Source organism: Bryocella elongata, from assembly GCF_900108185.1.
GTDB classification, from domain to species: domain Bacteria; phylum Acidobacteriota; class Terriglobia; order Terriglobales; family Acidobacteriaceae; genus Granulicella; species Granulicella elongata.
Genome location: NZ_FNVA01000007.1, coordinates 126,089 through 143,420, shown reverse-complemented (window position 1 = coordinate 143,420; position 17,332 = coordinate 126,089). Strand labels below are relative to the sequence as shown.

The window sequence follows — 17,332 nt, the reverse complement described above, 5'->3', positions numbered from 1 at the left end:
ATTGCGCATCCGGAGGCTCATCTGCAGCATCGAACATCCGCCCTCTTGTGGCATCGAACACCCCAACCGAACATCGCCCACAACGCCGATACCGAGTCTTCGATACACTTCGAAGAGTCTACACAGACTGAGTAAGAGCCAACCCCAACCACAGCTGAGGCTGCCGCATGTGGATCGTCCGGCTGGCACTGCGCCGCCCTTATACGTTTGTCGTCTTCTCGATGCTGATCGCCATGCTTGGCATTGGCTGCGCGGTGGAAGCTCCCAAGGATATCTTCCCCTACATCAACATCCCAGTCGTCTCCATCGTGTGGACCTACACCGGTCTGACACCCCAGGAGATGGAAGGTCGCATCGTCACGGTCTGCGAACGCGCGCTGACCACCACCGTGAACAACATGGAGCACACGGAAAGCACCAGCTACCAGGGTGTCGCCATCATCCGCGTGTACTTCCAGCCGGGTGTGAACATCGCCGTTGCGCAGGCGCAGGTCACGTCCATCGTGCAGACCATTCTGCGCGTACTTCCGCCCGGGGCCTTCCCTCCGCTCATCATCAAGTACGACGCCTCGTCCGTTCCCGTGGTGCAGCTGGCACTCTCAGGCCAGGGGCTGACCGAGGCTGACCTCTACGACGATGGCCTGCAGTTCGTGCGGCCGCGCCTCGCCAACGTCGAAGGCGCGAGCGTGCCGTTGCCCTATGGCGGCAAGGTGAAGCAGGTGATGGTCGATACCGACCCCAACCTGCTCTACGCACATCACCTCTCGGCCTCGGATGTCTCGACCGCGCTGGGCCAGCAGAACCTGATCCTGCCGGCCGGTACCGCGCGCCTCGGAAACCGCGAGTACGTCGTCCGCACCAACTCGAGCCCAGACATCCTCGCCTCGTTCAACGAGATGCCGATCCGCGCCGCCAACGGCGCCGTCGTCACCATGAAGGATGTAGCCCAGGTCCACATGGGCTACGCCGTGCAGACCAACATCGTGCGCGAGAACGGCGAGCGCTCCGCCCTGCTGACGGTGCTGAAGAACGGCAACACCTCCACACTGGACATCGTAAGCAACACGATCGCGATGATTCCGCAGCTTACGGCCGGCCTCGGCAACCTCACGATCAAGCCGCTGTTCGACCAGTCGCTCTTCGTTCGCACGTCGATCAACGAGGTGGTGCGCGAGGCCGTAATCGCGGCTCTCCTCACCGGCCTGATGATCCTGCTCTTCCTCGGCTCGTGGCGCTCGACGCTGATCGTCTGCGTGTCGATCCCGCTCTCGATCGCAGCTTCAATCTGCATCCTTACCGCGCTGGGCGAGACCATCAACGTCATGACGCTCGGCGGCATGGCGCTCGCCGTCGGCATCCTCGTCGACGATGCTACCGTGGAGATCGAGAACACGCATCGCAACATGGCGGAGCGGCGTCCGCTCACGCAGGCCATCCTGCACTCTGCGCAGCAGGTGGCAGCACCCGCCTTCGTTTCGACACTCTCCATCTGCATCGTGTTCATCCCGGTGGTGCTGCTCACGGGCGCGGCAAAGTTCCTCTTCACGCCGCTCGCCGAGGCCGTGGCCTTCGCGATGATGGCCAGCTACTTCCTCTCGCGCACGCTCGTTCCCACCATGATGCACTTCCTGCTCGGCGCGGAGATCAAGCTCTACCAGGATCCAGCCGCGGCTGAAGCTGAAGAACGCCGCAGCTTCATCTGGCGCATCCATTCCAAGTTCGATCGCCAGTTCGAGAAGATGCAGCACCAGTACAAGCATGCGCTGGAGTGGTGCCTTGAAAACGCCGGCCTCACCATCCTGCTCTTCGTCCTGCTGGTGGTCATCTCGCTCCCGCTGTCGCTCTTCATCGGCAAGGACTTCTTCCCCTACGTGGACTCCGGGCAGCTTCGCCTGCACGTCACGCCTCCGCAGGGATTGCGCATCGAACAGTCCGAACAGTACTTCGCTTCGATCGAAAACGAGATCCGCAACGTCATTCCCACGGATCGTCTCGACCTGATCCTCGACAACATCGGCCTGCCCAACAGCGGTATCAACCTGGCCTTTGGCGACTCCTCCACACTCTCAAACTCCGACGGCGAGATCCTCATCTCGCTGAAGCCCGGCGCAAAGAAGACGCAGGAGTACATGCGCGCCCTGCGCTCCGACCTGCGGCAGAAGTTTCCCGACGGCGAGTTCTTCTTCGCACCCGCAAACATCACCAACCAGATCCTCGACTTCGGTCTCCCGGCGCCGATCGATGTACAGGTGATCGGACGCGGCAAGAATAACTACGAGATCGCAGCGAAGCTGGCACGGCAGATCCAGGACATCCCCGGCGCCGTCGACGTGCACATCCGTCAGAAGGTGACCTACCCGACGATGCGCATCGACGTGGACCGCACCAAGGCCCGCCAGATCGGCCTCACCGATCAGGATGTGTCGCAGGCCACGCTTGTCTCGCTCTCCGGTACCGCCCAGGCCGCGCCAAACCAGTGGCTGAACCCGCTGACCGGCGTGAACTACCAGGTGGTGACGCAGACGCCGCAGTACCGAATCAACACGCTGGACGCGCTCTCACGCACCCCGGTGACCTCCAACCAGGGCAACGCCACGCAGCTGCTCGGCAACGTCGCGAGCTTCCGCCGCGATGAGTCGCCAGTGATCATCAATCACTACAACATCCAGCCGGTGTATGACGTCTTCTCGGATGTCGATCGCCGCGACCTGGGTGGCGTCGCCGGCGAGATCGACAAGATCGTCGCACAGGCCCGCAAGGGTCTTCCGGCGACGACGCGCATCGAAGTCGTGGGCGAAGTGAAGACGATGAATGATTCCTTCACTCGTCTCGGCATCGGCATCATCTTCGCCATCATGCTGGTGTACCTGCTGATGGCGGTGAACTTCCAGAGCTGGCTTGACCCGGTCATCATTCTGATGGCGATCCCATGTGCGTTCTGCGGCATTCTCTGGATGCTGTTCGTCACGCAGACCACCTTCAATGTGCCTTCTCTGATGGGCGCGATTATGACGATCGGCGTGGCCACCGCCAACTCGATCCTGCTCGTGGTCTTCGCCAACGATCAGCGCCTCGAAGGCAAGGATCGTCGCGAGGCCGCACTGCTTGCCGGACACACCCGCCTGCGCCCTGTGCTGATGACCGCACTCGCCATGATCATCGGCATGTTGCCCATGGCGCTGGCCTTCGGTGAAGGCGGCGAGCAGAACGCGCCGCTGGGCCGCGCCGTCATCGGCGGTCTGCTGTTCGCGACGCTCGGCACATTGTTCCTGGTTCCGACGATCTACTCACTGCTCAAGAAGCACCCGCCCATTGACTACTCCCAGGAGATCGAGGAGGAAGCGGGCACCGAGCTCTATCCGACCAAACATCATCCCCACGGCCCGGATGGGTCGCAGGAGCAGCACGCCTGATGCCAGACGATCTGAAACCCAACGACCATCGCGACAATCGCGATGAACGCACGGTAGGCGAGTCCTTCGCGGACCCCAACGCGCAGGATGACATTCGCCTGGGCAAGAGCTTTGAAGCGACCAACGCGAGCCGCAAGCCAAAGCATGCGCGCGAAGAGCATCCGCAGGAACCGGGCAGCCGCCGCATCCTGTGGATCGGCATCGCCGTAGCCGTCGTCATCTTCATCGGCGCTCTGCTGCTGGGCGGACTGCCCCGGCTTGCGCGCGACCGCGAGCTGCAGAAGGACGCCAGCGCGGAGAAGCATGACAAGCCCGTGGTGGTCGCCGAGCGCGTGGATGCAGCTCGCACCGGTGCAGCGCTGGTACTTCCCGGTACCACCATCCCGCTCACCGAGGCCTACGTCTACGCCCGCTCCAACGGCTACCTGAAGACCCGCTACGTCGACATTGGCGATCACGTGAAGAAAGGTCAGCTACTGGCTGTGATCGAAGCGCCTGACCTCGACGCCCAGGTGGACCAGGCGCGCCAGCAGCTGCGTCAGGCAGAGCAGCAACTGGACAACCAGAAGTCTCAGCTCGACCTGCAGAAGGTCACGCTGGATCGTTATCGCGTTCTCGTCACCAAAGGGGTCTTCAGCCGCCAGGTCGGCGACCAGCAGGAGACCAACTACGCAACCCAGGTAGCCAACGTCGCTGCGGCCCAGCGCAACGTACAGGCCTTCAAAGCGAACCTCGATCGCAACATCTCGCTGCAGGCGTATGAGCAGGTGCGCGCGCCGTTCACCGGAATCATCACGCAGCGCAACGTCGACGTCGGAGCTCTGATCTCCGCATCGGGTGGCAGCAGTGGCGCAGCCAGCGGCCCGGCTCCCACTGGGCAGTTCTCCACCACCGGAGGCTCCGAGCAGGCTGGCCAAAGCAACAACTCCGGCGCCAGCGGAAGCATCGGAACGGCGGCGACGCCAGCGCAGTCTCCCGGACAGGGCGGACCGCTCTTCGGCATGGCCGACCAGAGCCGCCTGCGCATCCTCATCTCCGTGCCGGAAGGCTACGCCACCGCCATCCATCCCGGTGCCGTTGGGAAGCTCGCCGTGCAGGAGTATCCCAACGCCAGCTTCACCGGCGTGATCACACGGACGTCCAACTCCATCGACCCCAACACCCGCACGCTGCTGACCGAAGTGCAGGTCGACAACAAGGATGGCAAGCTGCTGCCCGGTATGTACAGCACGGTGACGTTCCCCCCAACCGCTGGCGTGCAGGGCCCGCTCACGATCCTCGGTGATGCCATCATCGTGCGCCAGAACACCACCACCGTGGCCAAGATCGTCAACGGCCGCGTGCACTTCACCCCTGTCACCCTGGGCCGCGACTTCGGCGACGTCGTCGAGATCGTCTCAGGACTGCAGCAGGGCGACATCATCGTGATCTCCGTGACCGATGACGTCACCGAAGGCCGCGAGGTCGAGGCACGCATTCAATCGGCCACCAACCAGTCGGAGGGCGGCAACAACTCCACCAGCCCGAAGGCCAGCAACGCTCCAAAGGCGCAGAGCAACGGTTCCGGCGAGAAGCAATCCGGAGGCCAGCGATGAGTCCGCGCCTTCAGCACCGTAGCCTGCGAAGCGCCGCGCGAGCCTCATTGTGGGCGTGCACTCTGGCTGCGTCAGTGCAGGCGCAGGTCGCCTCTTCGCCACAGCTACCAGGCAGTGGTCCGACGCAGCAGATGACACCGCCCGACGTTCCGGCCATCAACGGCCACGTCGCGACACCCGATGCTCCCGCACCGCAGATCACACAGATTGCGAACGGAAGCTCCATGCCACAACGCAACAGCGCGACGGGGCTTACGCCAAACTATCTCGGATTCCTGGGGCCGTATCGCAAGCCCATCGTGCCGCCGCTGTTTCCAGGCTCGCAAACGCGGCTCGAATCCCTGGTGCGTGACGGCAAGCTGTACCTCACGCTGCAGGACGCGATCGCGCTTGCGCTCGAGAACAATCTCGACGTCGAGACCGAGCGCTACGATCTCGCTGCGGCCCGCACCGATGAGGTTCGCGCCGCCGGTGGTGGCAGCCTTCGCGGCCTCGACTTCAGCATCGCTGAGCCGCCCAACGGCGTTGGTGGCCCGGGCTCGCCGCTGCTCAATGCAACCACGGTGAACTCCAACCCGACGACGCCTGCGGTCACGGACCTTACCAGCCTGAACTCGACCGCACAGAGCAGTCTGGCACTCGCACAAACCAGCCAGGGCTTCACCTTCGCGGCCGGCCCCAACGTTCCGCTCTTCGATCCGCAGTTCATCGCCGAGGCCGGATACCTGCATCGCGGGACCTCCGCTCTGCTGAGCACGACGACGACAACCACATCGACCAGCCCGGCTCAATTTACCGAGCTCAACGCTTCCTACCTGCAGGGGTTCGCCACTGGAGCACAGCTGGAAGGCATCGTGAACAATGCTCCGGCGGTACTCTACGGTTCGAACTCGCAGATCGATCCCTTCCATTCGCCAAGCACCTCGCTCACGCTCACGCAGCCGCTGCTGCGAGGTCGTGGCGCGGTGAATGTTCGCTACCTGCGGATTGCGCGCACGAATGAGAAGATCTCCCGCCTGCTCTTCGAGCAGCAGGTGATGGACACCATCTACGGCACCTCGCGCGTGTACTTCGATCTCGTCTCCCTGGGCGAAAACGTCCTCGTAAAGCAGGAGGCGCTGCGCGCGGCCAGCAAGCAGCGCGAAGACGAACAGGCCCAGGAGCAGCTCGGTACACTGGCGCCCATTGACCTCGCACAGGCCGTGGCGCTCGAGCGCTCCAGCCAGTTCGACTTCATCCAGGCGCAGGGCTTGTATCGCCAGGAAGAGATCATCCTTCGCAACCTTTTGCTGCGCACGGCCTCACCCGCCTTCACCGCGCAGTTCAGCGAGATCGTCCCGACGGATCGCATCACCGTGCCGGATCAGCTCGAGCCGCTTGATGTGAATGCGCTCGTGCAGCAGGGCCTCGCGCAGCGTCCCGACCTCGCGCAGGCAATGATGCAGATCGACACCAGCCGCATCAGCGTGAGTGCGAGCCAGAACAGCACCCGACCGCAGCTGAACGTCTACGCCAACGTGGAAACACGCGGCGCCACAGAGCAGCCTTATGAGCAGCTGGGCTCAACGGGCACGGGACTGCCCACGACTCCGCAGGCTCTCGCCACGGGTGGGCAGCGCGTATCCACCATCGTGCAGGGCGGCATCCAGCTCACACTGCCGCTGCGCAATCGTGTAGCCGAGAGCGATGCGGCTCGCGACGTGATCGAGCTCCGCAAGGTGGAAGCCCGCACGGAGAAGCTCTCCGCACAGGTGCGGGAAGAGATCGAGACAGCCGTCGTGGCCCTCGAGACCGCGGAAGAGGCGTACCGCGCCTCGTCAGAGAGCCGCACCTACCAGGAGAAGCTGCTGGAGGCCGAACGCGACAAGCTCTCTGTCGGCCAGTCGACGGACCTCCTCGTCATCCAGAGCCAGGCGTATCTCGCCCAGGCGCGCTCGACCGAGATCGCGGCGCGCAGCAACTGGATGAAGGCGCGGCTGCAGCTAGACCACTCGCTGGGTGACCTGCTCGACAAAAACCACATCCAGCTCGACGACGCCATCGCAGGCAAGCTCCCGTAACTCGAGTGCTAGAGCTCAAGCTCCCAGGTCTGCGAAGTAAGCTGCTTGCCGAACTGGAAGTTATCCTGCTCTGCGACCAGCGTGAAGCCTGAGCGCGTATAAATCTGCCGCGCTGCACCGAGAATGCTCTGCGTCCACAGCGTGACCTTCCGGTAGCCGGCTTCGCGCGCGAAGGCGATGCACGCAGCCACGAGTGCAGCTCCTACGCCGCAGCCGCGCGCTTCGGGCTCGACCAGTAGCAGCCGCAGCTTGGCGGTGTGCTTCTGCTTCGGATGTTGCACCAGGAAGATGTGTCCGGCGTGGCGGCCGTCTTTCTCGGCGATCCAGCAGCGCTCGCGTGCCGGCTGCAGATGATCCACGAAGTCCGCGACGATGCGCGCGACCAGCGCTTCGAAGCTGGCGTCGAAGCCATACTCCTGCGCATAGAGCGCGCCTTCGCGGCTGACCACCAGCCCATAGTCACCGGGAAGCGGCGCTCGCAGGATGAAGCGTGGTGCGGCTTTGTCCTGCGCCACAGCCCCGTCCTGCTTCGGACGAGATAACAGCAGCGACTCGATGGTGCCCATCGCCGCAATCATCCGTTGGCGTTCTGCGAGACTCAGAGGTTCGAGGGTCTGCAGCGCCTGGGCCTCGGACAGACTGTTGAGCTTGCGGAAGAGCGTCTTGCCGCGGCGCGTGAGCGAGAGCTCTGCGCGGCGCGCATCCTGCTTCGACCTTGTCCGGCGCAGAAGATCCGCAGTCTCAAAACGCGTGAGCACACGGCTCAGGTAGGCCGGGTCGACGCCAAGGGTCTGCGCGATCTCGCTCGCATTCGAGGTTCCCCGGGTCGCGAGTTCGTACAGGATGCGGGCCTCGGTGAGGCTGAAGCCAGTCTCCAGCAGGCTCTCCCCAAGGATGCCGATGAAGCGCGTGTAGAAACGGTTGAAGCCGCGAAAAGCGGTGATCTCGGTCCTTAGCACGGAGTCGTGGGCTGAATCTTCGCTCATGACGCATCATCGAACCGATTCGTTGACTCTGTCAACGAATCGACACGAAGCGTGACGCTCGTCACAGCCGGATCGCTTGAAGCCCGATAGCCTTCGTCCGGTTCCCCTGCATGAAGGTCAACATCGCCAGCACTGCCGCTCTGATCGCCTCACTGATCATTCTGGAGCGCGAGACGAGGAACGCGCCGTGGGATGGCCTCCGCGGTGCGGGCGCGGTGGTGGGCCTCGTTGGCATCACGGGCGTGGTGATCGCTCGCTTCCAGCTGCGTCGACCGCTGGGAGACACCTCGACTCCCACCAGGCTCGTCACCACCGGTCTCTATGCCAGGCTCCGAAACCCAATCTATACCTTCGGCATGTTCGTGATCGCGGGCGTCGCCATGTTCATTCACAAGCCCTGGATGATGCTGGGCGTCGTGGTGCTGCTTCCCTTGCAGCTCCAGCGCATCCGGCGCGAAGAGCGTGAACTCCTCGAGGCCTTTGGAGACGAGTACGTGAGGTACAGGCAGAAGACCTGGTTCTGACCCGATTCCTTGTTCTGCAAACGCAAAAAGGCCCGGAGCAGTGTGTGCTCCGGGCCTTGATCTGTAAAGCGAATCAACTAGTCGACCGGCTGGTTCTTCTTGGGGCGGCGGTTCACCTGAAGCACCTTCTTGCGCATGCGCAACGACTTCGGCGTCACCTCAACCAGTTCGTCATCGGCGATGAACTCGATGCACTGCTCGAGCGTGAGCACCTTGAACGGAACGAGGCGGACGGCATCGTCCGAACCGGACGCGCGCATGTTGGTCAGCTTCTTTTCGCGAACGCAGTTGACGTCGAGGTCGTTATCGCGCGAATTTTCGCCGATGATCATGCCCTCGTAGGTCTCCACACCGTCGCCGAGGAAGAGAACGCCGCGCTCCTGGATGCCATCGAGAGCGTAGAGAGTCGTCGTACCCTGACGGTCGGAGATGAGCGCGCCCGTGGGACGCTGCGGAATCTCGCCCGTGTAGGGGATGTACTCGCCCGCGATGGAGTTCATCACGATCGTGCCCCGCGTCTCCGTCAGCATCTCGTTGCGCAGGCCGATGAGGCCTCTTGATGGGACTTTGAATTCCATCCTTACGCGTCCAGACCCGTGGTTCGACATCTTGGTCATCTCGCCCTTCCGCGGCCCAAGACGCTCGATCACCGTGCCCACAAAGCTCTCCGGGATATCGATCGTAAGGACTTCGGAGGGCTCCATCAGCTTGTCGTCGATGCGCTTGGTGATGATCTGCGGACGCGAGACCATGAGCTCGAAGCCTTCGCGGCGCATCATTTCGATGAGCACGGAGAGCTGCAACTCGCCACGGCCGAGCACCTTGAAGTTATCGGGCGTGCCGGTGTCCTCGACGCGGATGGAGACGTTGGTAAGCAGCTCGCGCTCCAGGCGCTCCTTGATGTTGCGCGAGGTGACCAGCTTGCCTTCGCGGCCGGCGAACGGTCCGTTGTTGACCGAGAAGACGATGGCGATGGTCGGCTCATCGATGGCGATGATGGGCAGCGGCTTGGGGTTCTCCAGCGCGCAGAAGCTCTCACCGATGGTGATGTTCTCGATGCCCGCGATGGCGATGATGTCACCGACGGTAGTCTCGTCCGTGTCGACGCGCTTGAGGCCGTCGTAGGTGAAGAGCTTGGTGATCTTCACCGTCTCGAGCTTGCCATTGGCGCGGGAGAGGTTGACCTCCTGCCCGTTGCGCAGCGTGCCGTTGAAGACACGGCCGATCGCGAGGCGTCCGAGGTAATCCGAGTAGTCGAGGTTCGTCACCAGGACCTGCAGATCGCCGTCTGCGGTGCCGGGCGCTGCGGGAATCGTCTTCACGATCAGCTCGAACAACGGCTGCAGATCGGTGCCCGGGGTCGCCATATCCATGGTGGCAGTGCCGGCCTTGCCGTTGGTGTAGATCACCGGGAAGTCGAGGATGTCTTCGTCGGCATCGAGATCGATGAACAGGTCATAGACCTCGTTCAGGACCTCGGCAACGCGAGCGTCGGGCCGATCGATCTTGTTAATGACGAGAATCGGGGTCAGCTTGGCCTCGAGGGCCTTGGACAGCACGTAGCGGGTCTGCGGCAACGGACCTTCGCTGGCATCCACCAGCAGGACGACGCCATCGACCATCTTCAGCGCGCGCTCCACCTCGCCGCCGAAGTCGGCGTGACCGGGGGTGTCCACGATGTTGATCTTCGAGTCCTTGTAGTGGATAGCCGTGTTCTTGGCCAGAATGGTGATGCCGCGTTCCTTTTCGAGGTCGTTGGAGTCCATCACTCGGTCGACGACAGCCTCGTTGGTGCGGAAGGTGCCGGACTGGCGCAACATGGCGTCGACCAGCGTGGTCTTACCGTGGTCAACGTGGGCGATGATGGCGATATTGCGGATGACGGTCGAAGGGCTGCTCACTGCGAAGAGGTGTCCTGTTCTGTAAAAGTCTGTGGGGCGCTGCTTTGGGCGATCGACCAGCGGCGAATTGCGCGCCGGGTTGCGCGCCAACGGCCTTGCGATAGACCGTTCCGGGCCGTAGGAAAACTGATTCTGCGCGCCTGTACCAGTTTACCCCACCCGTGCCGCCGGCAGGTGTTTCGTGACGACACGGTGAATGCGGGGGGCGGAAGTCGTCCGCCGGTGCCCTATACTGTCCGAACCCATGGATAATCTCGAGCAGGCTGTGACTTCCTCAGCGACGGACCCTCTCTCGCTCGACGCGCTTCGCGATTACCATCTCGACGAAGCCTACGACGAGATGTTCGAGGGCGAAGGCGCCCTCCACGAGCACTATGGGCCGCTGCTCGAGCATTATGCAGGCCTTCCCCCCGAGGAAGTGCAGCGCCGCAAGCAGGCCGCCGACCTCAGCTTCCTCAACCAGGGCATCACCTTCACCGTCTACGGGCGCGACGAAGGCACCGAGAAGATCTTCCCCTACGACATGCTGCCGCGCATCATCACCAGCGCGGAGTGGGAGCGCGTCGAGCGCGGCCTCACGCAGCGCATCACCGCGCTCAACCTCTTCCTCAAGGACATCTACAACGAGGGCCGCATCCTCAAGGACGGCATCGTCCCCAAGGAGCTGATCTACGCCTGCCCGCAGTTCCGCCGCCAGATGAAGGGGCTGCAGGTGCCGCGCAATGTGTACGTCGCGATCTGCGGTACCGACCTGATCCGCCTGCAGGACGGCACCTTCGCCGTGCTCGAGGACAACCTCCGCGTGCCCTCCGGCGTGAGCTACATGCTCACCAACCGCCGCGTGATGAAGCGCATCTTCCCGCAGCTCTTCCGCAACTACAACGTGCGCCCCATCGAACACTACACCCAGGTGCTGCTCAGCACCCTGCGCGCGCTCGCCCCCGAAGGCAGACCAGAGCCGAACATCGTGCTGCTCTCGCCCGGCGTCTTCAACTCGGCGTACTTCGAGCACGCTTATCTCGCTCGCCAGATGGGCATCGAGCTCGTCGAGGGCCGCGACCTCGTCTGCCACGACAACATCTGCTACATGCGCACGACCAGCGGCCTGCGCCGCGTCGACGTGATCTATCGCCGCGTGGACGACGACTTCATCGACCCGCTCGCCTTCCGCCCAGACTCCATGCTCGGCGTCGCCGGCCTGTTCAACGCCTATCGCGCGGGCAACGTGACGCTGGCGAACGCCTTCGGCACCGGCGTCGCGGACGATAAGGCGCTGTACGCGTATGTGCCGTCGATCATCAAGTACTACCTGGGCGAGGACGAGATTCTCCCCAACATCAAGACCTTCCTCTGCCGGGACGACAAGGAGCGCGGCTACGTGCTCGCCAACCTGGACAAGCTGGTGGTCAAGGCCGTCGGCGAGTCCGGCGGCTACGGCATGCTGGTCGGCCCACACTCGACACCGAAAGAGCGCGAGGTCTTCGCGGAGAAGATCAAGGCCAACCCGCGCAACTACATCGCGCAGCCCACGATCCAGTTCTCCCGCGCCCCATGCCTCATCGGCGACGCCTGGGAGCCTCGCCACGTCGACCTCCGCCCCTACGTGCTCTACGGCGACAAGGTGACGATCGTCCCCGGCGGCCTCACCCGCGTCGCCCTGAAGAAGGGCTCGCTGGTCGTGAACAGCTCGCAGGGCGGTGGGTCGAAGGACACCTGGGTCCTCAGCTAGCGCCAATGGCGATCTACTTCGAGTGGGACCCCCAGAAGGAACGCATCAACATCCGCAAGCACGGCATCGGCTTCGAGCTGGCGCAAACAGTCTTTGAGGATCCCGGCCTGGTGCTAATGCAGGATAGGATGGTGGAAGGCGAACCTCGCTGGCAGGCAATCGGCATGGCCGCCGGCGAGATACTTCTTCTGGTAGCCCATACCGTTTTCGATGGGGAACGCGATGAAGAAATCATTCGAATCATCTCGGCCCGGCGCGCCGACAGAAACGAACGTGAACGGTATCGTACGTTCGATGTATAAGCCCGGAGACCCGCTCTCTCCCGAGGCGTTGCAGCAGCTTGAAACCCTGCGCCATAGGCCCGACAGCGAAATCGACTTCTCCGATATCCCGAAGACCACCGACGCTCAGTGGCAGCACGCGATTCGCCTGCGCTCGCTGGTGCGTTCCGGCACCTCACAGTCCCAGCCGCTCGTTCGCCGTACGTTGACGCTCCTGCAGCCGCCGGCCAACGCCAGCGTGGACGTTGAGATCGGCCCACTGAAGGATGAAGGTGCGGACTACTCGTGCCATGTGCGGATCGCAGCACCGGATAAGGAACTCAACTTCGACATCCACGGCGTCGATGGCGTGCAGGCGCTGCAACTGGCCCTCCGCTTTACCGGCAGCGAACTGGATCGCATCGGTGGTGACCGTTGGCTGTACCACCAAGAGCGAGGCCACGGTTTCGACAGGCTCAACGAGCTCAAGAGTGCCTAGGAATTCGCCCATTTCCTGGCTCGCTTAACGGTCAGCTACTCTTAAAGCAGCGTCGTCCAAGCATCAGCATGGGTGCGCGAGAGGAGTCTGGGTTGCGGAGTGCAGTCGCTTTCGTTCGGGCGTTGATCCTGAGTCTGGTTGCGTTTGGTGCGGTGTGCTCTTCAGCCCACGCCGACAACCTGAAGCCGCGCGTCATCGTCTTCATCCACGGCCTGCATGGCGACAAGGAGACCTGGCGCGCAGCCAACGGAGCGTATTGGCCGGACCTCGTCCGCACCGACCCGCACTTTTCGCACTCCGATGTCGTGGTGGCTGAGTACCCAACGCCCTCCATGCATGGGCACAACTCGACGACGCAGCTCTCCGAGATCCTCTACCAGGGCCTGAAGAAACAGCGCGTCTGGGACCACCGCGAGGTCGTCATCATCGCGCACTCGCTCGGCGGCCTCGTCACCGAGCAGATGCTGCTGAATCACCCCGCCGACGCAAACCGGGTGCAGTTCATCGTCTCCTACGCGACGCCGCATCAGGGCTCCTTCGTCGCCAGTGTCGCCAAGGTCTACGACAGCGATCCGGTGCTGCTGGACCTGCGCGATGGCGACGACAACAACTTCCTCATCGACCTCGAGCAGCGCTGGCGCGGCACACCCGCAGCAGCCCGCATCCATCGGTACTGCGCCTACGAGGGCGTGGACACCGCGAGCGGCGCCGGCGTCGGCAAATATCTTCGCGCACACACTCGCGTGGTGAGCTACTACAGCGCGACCTTCGGCTGTGACGTGGACACGCCTCCACAAAAGGTGATGGCCGACCACATCGACATCGTGAAGCCCGCCAATCGCAACGCCGATGCCTACACCTTCTTCGCGAAGGTCTATCACAACAACCCCATCATCGACGTCGTCGACACCGTGCGCGACAACAAGCTCGCCGGCCTGAACGTTCCCTGCAACAAGGTGAACTCCGGCACTGATCTGCAGGTGCCGATCGCGCTGAACCCTGCACAGCATGAACAGGTGACAGCCGCCGAGGCCGAACTTGTCGATACCGAGAAAGTCCGCGACATCACCGGGCCAACCGTGACAAAGATCGACCCCAACGGCATCGCGCACATCGCGTACTCCTTCAAAGGACAAGGCCGGGGTCTGGGTGTCTTCGGCTGCCCGACCGGGCACGCGTCCGTGCTGGTGCACTTCCACGTACACAGCCAGGTGCCGGAGATCGAGTAGACCGCAGCCAGGCTGCGCGCCGGCGGGTCGTCCGTTATGCGACGCGGACGGGGCGGAGATCCAGCTGCCGTGCGGCGACGGCCCGACCGAGCATCTGTTTCGTCCTGCGGTTGAGCAGGTCCTCGAACTGAAGTCCGAAGTCCAGCTCGACGGCGATGGTGAGTGGGGACAAGAGCCAGTCAACGGTCATAGGGCACCCTCCTGAATCGGAAATCTGCCTGCCAGGAATCGCCGACAAGCAATCTAAGCACTGCTTAGACAGTATAGGATCGTTCCTGTGTCCGCACAAGCCGCGAAAAAACGCACATCCACACCGACAAAGCCCACCGTCGCGAAGTCCACAGCGCCCAGGACTCGCAGCGCCCCTGCGTATCACCATGGGGACCTGCCCAAGACGCTTAAGCTCGCCGCGCTGGAGGTTCTCTCCGGTCCCGAGGCGCATCTTCTATCGTTCCGGGACCTTGCTCGCAGGCTCGGTGTCACGACAGCCGCGCCGTATCACCACTTCAAAGACCGCACGACCCTTCTGGTCGCTCTGGCGATCGATGGCTACAAGCTGCTGTATGACGACTTCCTGCAAGCTGCCCAGGAGAGCGAGCAGTACGCCGACCGGATCAGGTCGCTGACGCTGGCCTACCTGGGCTTCGCGCGACGCGAGCGCGGCTACTACGCCGCGATGTTTCTTCCCGAGGTCTCTGCGGCTTCTTCGCCTGAGCTCAAATCGGCAGCCAACCTCAGCTTCGATCTGATTCGCGACCTCATCGCGGAGCACAGGCCCGACCTGACGCGCGAGCAGGCGTCGGAGCGCACAGTCTCCATCTGGTCGTTCCTGCACGGCATGATCGTGCTGAGCGCAGCTGGCCCGCTGAGCCGGAGACTGCCGCGCAAGGAGCAGGACCGCTTTGCCGTGGAGTCCATCGAGCGCTGGCTGGGCAGCGATCCCGCGTAACTTAGCTGGCGGTTCGAGTGAAGATGCGCAAGCTGCGATACCCTGCGGATATGTCCCGCATTCTCTCCGGTCTTCTCTGCCTGCTCGCTCTCGCGTGCTCCGCCGCCCGCGCGCAACGCCTTGTCCTCATCGATCAGGATGGCTCCGGCCCCGGCGGCTCGAACCAGATGGCGATGATGGTGCTGCTGCAGTCACCGCAGGTGAAGGTGCTCGGCATCACGATGGTGAGCGGCAACGCGTGGGAGCCCGAAGAGGTCGCGCACACGCTGCGCATGCTGGAAATCACCCACCACGCCGATGTGCCCGTCGTGCCCGGCGCGATCTTTCCTCTCCTGCGCACGGAAGCCGATAGCCTCGCCGACAAGGCGCGCAACGGCACACAGCCCTGGTATGGCGCGTGGGGCGATCTCGCCCGCACTCCCGGAGCCCAGTCCACGAGCGCGCAGCCGTATCACGGACCTTACGTGGTGCCAAAGCTCGAAGAGGGCGACCCCACGACGAAGCCGCTGGATGAGGACGCTGCGCACTTTCTTATCCGGCAGGTGCATGCGCATCCGCACCAGGTGACGATCTATGCCGCGGGACCGCTGACGAACATCGCGCTCGCGCTGACGATCGATCCGCACTTTGCGGAGCTGACGCAGGGCATCTACATCATGGGTGGAGCGCTGGCACCGGTGACGGACGATCCGGAGTTCGCGACGCACCCTCGGCATGAGTTCAACTTCTGGTTCGATCCCGAGGCCGTACACATCACGCTGCGCGCGCCATGGCCGCGCATCGACCTGACCACGGTCGACATCAGCGTGAAGACGCGCTTCACGAAGGAGATGCTCGCGGAGATTGCGCAGTCGAACTCGCCGAGCGCGCAGTATCTCGCGAAATACACGCACGAGTTCTACTACCTGTGGGATGAGCTAGAGTCCGCGACGCTGCTCGATCCGAAGATCATCACGAAGGAGCGCGAGCTCTACGTGGACGTGGACCTGAACCCCGGACCCAACTACGGCGACACTCTGACGTGGACGAAGGCGAACAAGCCGGAGCGCTTCATGCCCGTCGTGCATGTGCAGGATGATCTCGACGCACCGCGGTTCTACAAGCTGTTTGTGGAGCTGATGAAGGCGCAGCCGGGTAGGTAGCGGGATGGTTGTTAGTTCGCAACTCGCAACTCGCAACTCGCAACTCGCAACTCGCAACTCGCAACTCGCAACTCGCAACTCGCAACTCGCAACTCGATGAGACGGTTTCACCATGCGGCACGCCGGCCGTACGCCGTTCCCAGTTCTCATCCGGCTGCGATACGCTCATGCACATCATGCGCACAGCTCTCGCACTTGCCCTCTGCGTTACGTCTCTCTCCGCGCAACAGCCGGCGCAGCCCGCTGCGAAGCCTCCGGTGAGCGTGCAGTTTCACGAGCCGCGAGCCTTCGACTTCGACAATCACGAAGGCTTCACGCAGATCTTCGATGGTGTATCGCTGAAGGGATGGGATGGCGATCCTGCGATCTGGCGCGTGGAGAACAGCGCCATTGTCGGCGAGTCGACGTCGCTGACGGTGCGCCCGCCGAACACCTACATCAGTTATCACGGCAGCGGCCCCAACGATCCGGCGGCGATCGCGCATGACTTCGACCTGAAGCTCGAGGTGAAGGTGGAGCATGGCGGCGGGACGGGCATCCAGTATCGCGGGACGGTGGGGCAGCCGTGGATTCGCGCGCGTCCCGGCCAGCCACTGCCCAAACCCGCATGGCTGATGACCGGGCCGCAGGCGGACTTCTGGTTCCCGGTCGACCCACAGCACGAGCAGTACAGCGGCCAGTTCTACTCCGAGAACACCACGCTGGGCATCCTCACGTGGCGCGGCCAGGTCACGCAATCGACCACGACACAGGGCGGGGACACCACGAACAACGCCGTCGTTGGCACCATCGGCGACCGCAGCGCGCTGGGCGGCTATGTGCGCGACAACGGCTGGAACCAGTACGAGATCATCGCCCGAGGCCCGGTGATGATGCACATCCTCAACGGCCAGCTGATGGCGGTGTTCATCGACGACGATCCGAAGTCGTCGAACAACATCGCGGGACTCATCGGCATCGAGCTCGAAGGCACGCCAACGACGATCAGCGTGCGGAATGTCTGGTTGAAGAAGATCAATTAGCTATAGTAGGGATCTTGTTGTCA

14 protein-coding genes are annotated in these 17,332 nt (G+C 63.2%); 11 read left to right on the top strand and 3 right to left on the bottom strand.

Annotated features, from left to right (window positions below):
• The first annotated feature begins 167 nt into the window (after window positions 1-167).
• From C4S68_RS18675 to C4S68_RS18665, 3 genes are read left to right on the top strand one after another with little or no spacing between them, the layout of a single operon-like run.
• Window positions 168-3,413, top strand: a complete 3,246-nt coding sequence (locus tag C4S68_RS18675; RefSeq protein ID WP_103934628.1) for an efflux RND transporter permease subunit — start codon at window positions 168-170, stop codon at window positions 3,411-3,413.
• On the top strand, window positions 3,413-5,008 hold the full coding sequence (locus tag C4S68_RS18670) for an efflux RND transporter periplasmic adaptor subunit (protein WP_103934627.1): 1,596 nt from the start codon (window positions 3,413-3,415) through the stop codon (window positions 5,006-5,008). Before C4S68_RS18675 ends, C4S68_RS18670 begins: the two co-directional genes overlap by 1 nt.
• Window positions 5,005-7,068 (top strand): TolC family protein, encoded by a 2,064-nt coding sequence (locus tag C4S68_RS18665; protein WP_103934626.1) that lies wholly within the window; start codon window positions 5,005-5,007, stop codon window positions 7,066-7,068. Before C4S68_RS18670 ends, C4S68_RS18665 begins: the two co-directional genes overlap by 4 nt.
• Before the next feature lie 8 nt (window positions 7,069-7,076).
• On the opposite strand, the gene C4S68_RS18660 is transcribed toward C4S68_RS18665, so the two are convergent.
• Entirely contained in the window at window positions 7,077-8,054 is a 978-nt protein-coding gene (locus C4S68_RS18660; protein WP_103934625.1) for a bifunctional helix-turn-helix transcriptional regulator/GNAT family N-acetyltransferase, read from the bottom strand.
• Window positions 8,055-8,164: 110 nt separating this feature from the next.
• On the opposite strand from C4S68_RS18660, the gene C4S68_RS18655 reads away from it, so the two are divergent.
• The gene (locus tag C4S68_RS18655) at window positions 8,165-8,578 is read left to right on the top strand and encodes a methyltransferase family protein (RefSeq protein ID WP_103934624.1); all 414 of its coding nucleotides are present in this window, start codon (window positions 8,165-8,167) and stop codon (window positions 8,576-8,578) included.
• Between the two features lie 77 nt (window positions 8,579-8,655).
• On the opposite strand, the gene typA is transcribed toward C4S68_RS18655, so the two are convergent.
• Window positions 8,656-10,479, bottom strand: coding sequence for a translational GTPase TypA (typA, locus tag C4S68_RS18650; protein WP_103934833.1), 1,824 nt, complete (start codon window positions 10,477-10,479; stop codon window positions 8,656-8,658).
• Window positions 10,480-10,723: 244 nt separating this feature from the next.
• On the opposite strand from typA, the gene C4S68_RS18645 reads away from it, so the two are divergent.
• From C4S68_RS18645 to C4S68_RS18630, 4 genes are all read left to right on the top strand, one after another.
• Window positions 10,724-12,208: a circularly permuted type 2 ATP-grasp protein gene (locus C4S68_RS18645; protein WP_103934623.1), complete on the top strand. Its 1,485-nt coding sequence runs from the start codon at window positions 10,724-10,726 to the stop codon at window positions 12,206-12,208.
• Window positions 12,209-12,213: 5 nt separating this feature from the next.
• Window positions 12,214-12,510, top strand: a complete 297-nt coding sequence (locus tag C4S68_RS18640) for a BrnT family toxin (protein ID WP_103934622.1) — start codon at window positions 12,214-12,216, stop codon at window positions 12,508-12,510.
• Window positions 12,482-12,967 (top strand): DUF6968 family protein, encoded by a 486-nt coding sequence (locus C4S68_RS18635; RefSeq protein ID WP_160115232.1) that lies wholly within the window; start codon window positions 12,482-12,484, stop codon window positions 12,965-12,967. The genes C4S68_RS18640 and C4S68_RS18635 overlap by 29 nt, the downstream gene beginning before the upstream one ends.
• Before the next feature lie 92 nt (window positions 12,968-13,059).
• Window positions 13,060-14,196 (top strand): esterase/lipase family protein, encoded by a 1,137-nt coding sequence (locus tag C4S68_RS18630; RefSeq protein ID WP_160115231.1) that lies wholly within the window; start codon window positions 13,060-13,062, stop codon window positions 14,194-14,196.
• A gap of 34 nt (window positions 14,197-14,230) precedes the next feature.
• On the opposite strand, the gene C4S68_RS23295 is transcribed toward C4S68_RS18630, so the two are convergent.
• Window positions 14,231-14,386, bottom strand: coding sequence for a hypothetical protein (locus tag C4S68_RS23295; RefSeq protein ID WP_160115230.1), 156 nt, complete (start codon window positions 14,384-14,386; stop codon window positions 14,231-14,233).
• Window positions 14,387-14,473: 87 nt separating this feature from the next.
• Here C4S68_RS23295 and C4S68_RS18625 point away from each other — a divergent pair, with 87 nt between their 5' ends.
• The 3 genes from C4S68_RS18625 to C4S68_RS18615 all read left to right on the top strand — a co-directional run bounded on the left by C4S68_RS18625 (window position 14,474) and on the right by C4S68_RS18615 (window position 17,309).
• Window positions 14,474-15,145 carry a TetR/AcrR family transcriptional regulator gene (locus C4S68_RS18625; protein WP_103934619.1) on the top strand — a complete coding sequence of 224 codons (672 nt, stop codon included), beginning with the start codon at window positions 14,474-14,476 and terminating at the stop codon, window positions 15,143-15,145.
• Between the two features lie 23 nt (window positions 15,146-15,168).
• Complete coding sequence (locus tag C4S68_RS18620; RefSeq protein ID WP_235011704.1) at window positions 15,169-16,287, top strand: nucleoside hydrolase; 1,119 nt, start codon at window positions 15,169-15,171, stop codon at window positions 16,285-16,287.
• A gap of 176 nt (window positions 16,288-16,463) precedes the next feature.
• Window positions 16,464-17,309, top strand: a complete 846-nt coding sequence (locus C4S68_RS18615; protein ID WP_103934831.1) for a 3-keto-disaccharide hydrolase — start codon at window positions 16,464-16,466, stop codon at window positions 17,307-17,309.
• The last annotated feature ends 23 nt before the right edge of the window (window positions 17,310-17,332 follow it).

What these genes read in the sequence shown, in the direction of transcription:
- C4S68_RS18675 (WP_103934628.1), top strand. Translation starts at nt 168, where the DNA reads ATGTGGATCGTCCGGCTGGCACTGCGCCGCCCTTATACGTTTGTCGTC.
- C4S68_RS18670 (WP_103934627.1), top strand. Translation starts at nt 3,413, where the DNA reads ATGCCAGACGATCTGAAACCCAACGACCATCGCGACAATCGCGATGAA.
- C4S68_RS18665 (WP_103934626.1), top strand. Translation starts at nt 5,005, where the DNA reads ATGAGTCCGCGCCTTCAGCACCGTAGCCTGCGAAGCGCCGCGCGAGCC.
- C4S68_RS18660 (WP_103934625.1), bottom strand. Translation starts at nt 8,054, where the DNA reads ATGAGCGAAGATTCAGCCCACGACTCCGTGCTAAGGACCGAGATCACC.
- C4S68_RS18655 (WP_103934624.1), top strand. Translation starts at nt 8,165, where the DNA reads ATGAAGGTCAACATCGCCAGCACTGCCGCTCTGATCGCCTCACTGATC.
- C4S68_RS18645 (WP_103934623.1), top strand. Translation starts at nt 10,724, where the DNA reads ATGGATAATCTCGAGCAGGCTGTGACTTCCTCAGCGACGGACCCTCTC.
- C4S68_RS18640 (WP_103934622.1), top strand. Translation starts at nt 12,214, where the DNA reads ATGGCGATCTACTTCGAGTGGGACCCCCAGAAGGAACGCATCAACATC.
- C4S68_RS23295 (WP_160115230.1), bottom strand. Translation starts at nt 14,386, where the DNA reads ATGACCGTTGACTGGCTCTTGTCCCCACTCACCATCGCCGTCGAGCTG.
- C4S68_RS18620 (WP_235011704.1), top strand. Translation starts at nt 15,169, where the DNA reads ATGCGCAAGCTGCGATACCCTGCGGATATGTCCCGCATTCTCTCCGGT.
- C4S68_RS18615 (WP_103934831.1), top strand. Translation starts at nt 16,464, where the DNA reads ATGCGCACAGCTCTCGCACTTGCCCTCTGCGTTACGTCTCTCTCCGCG.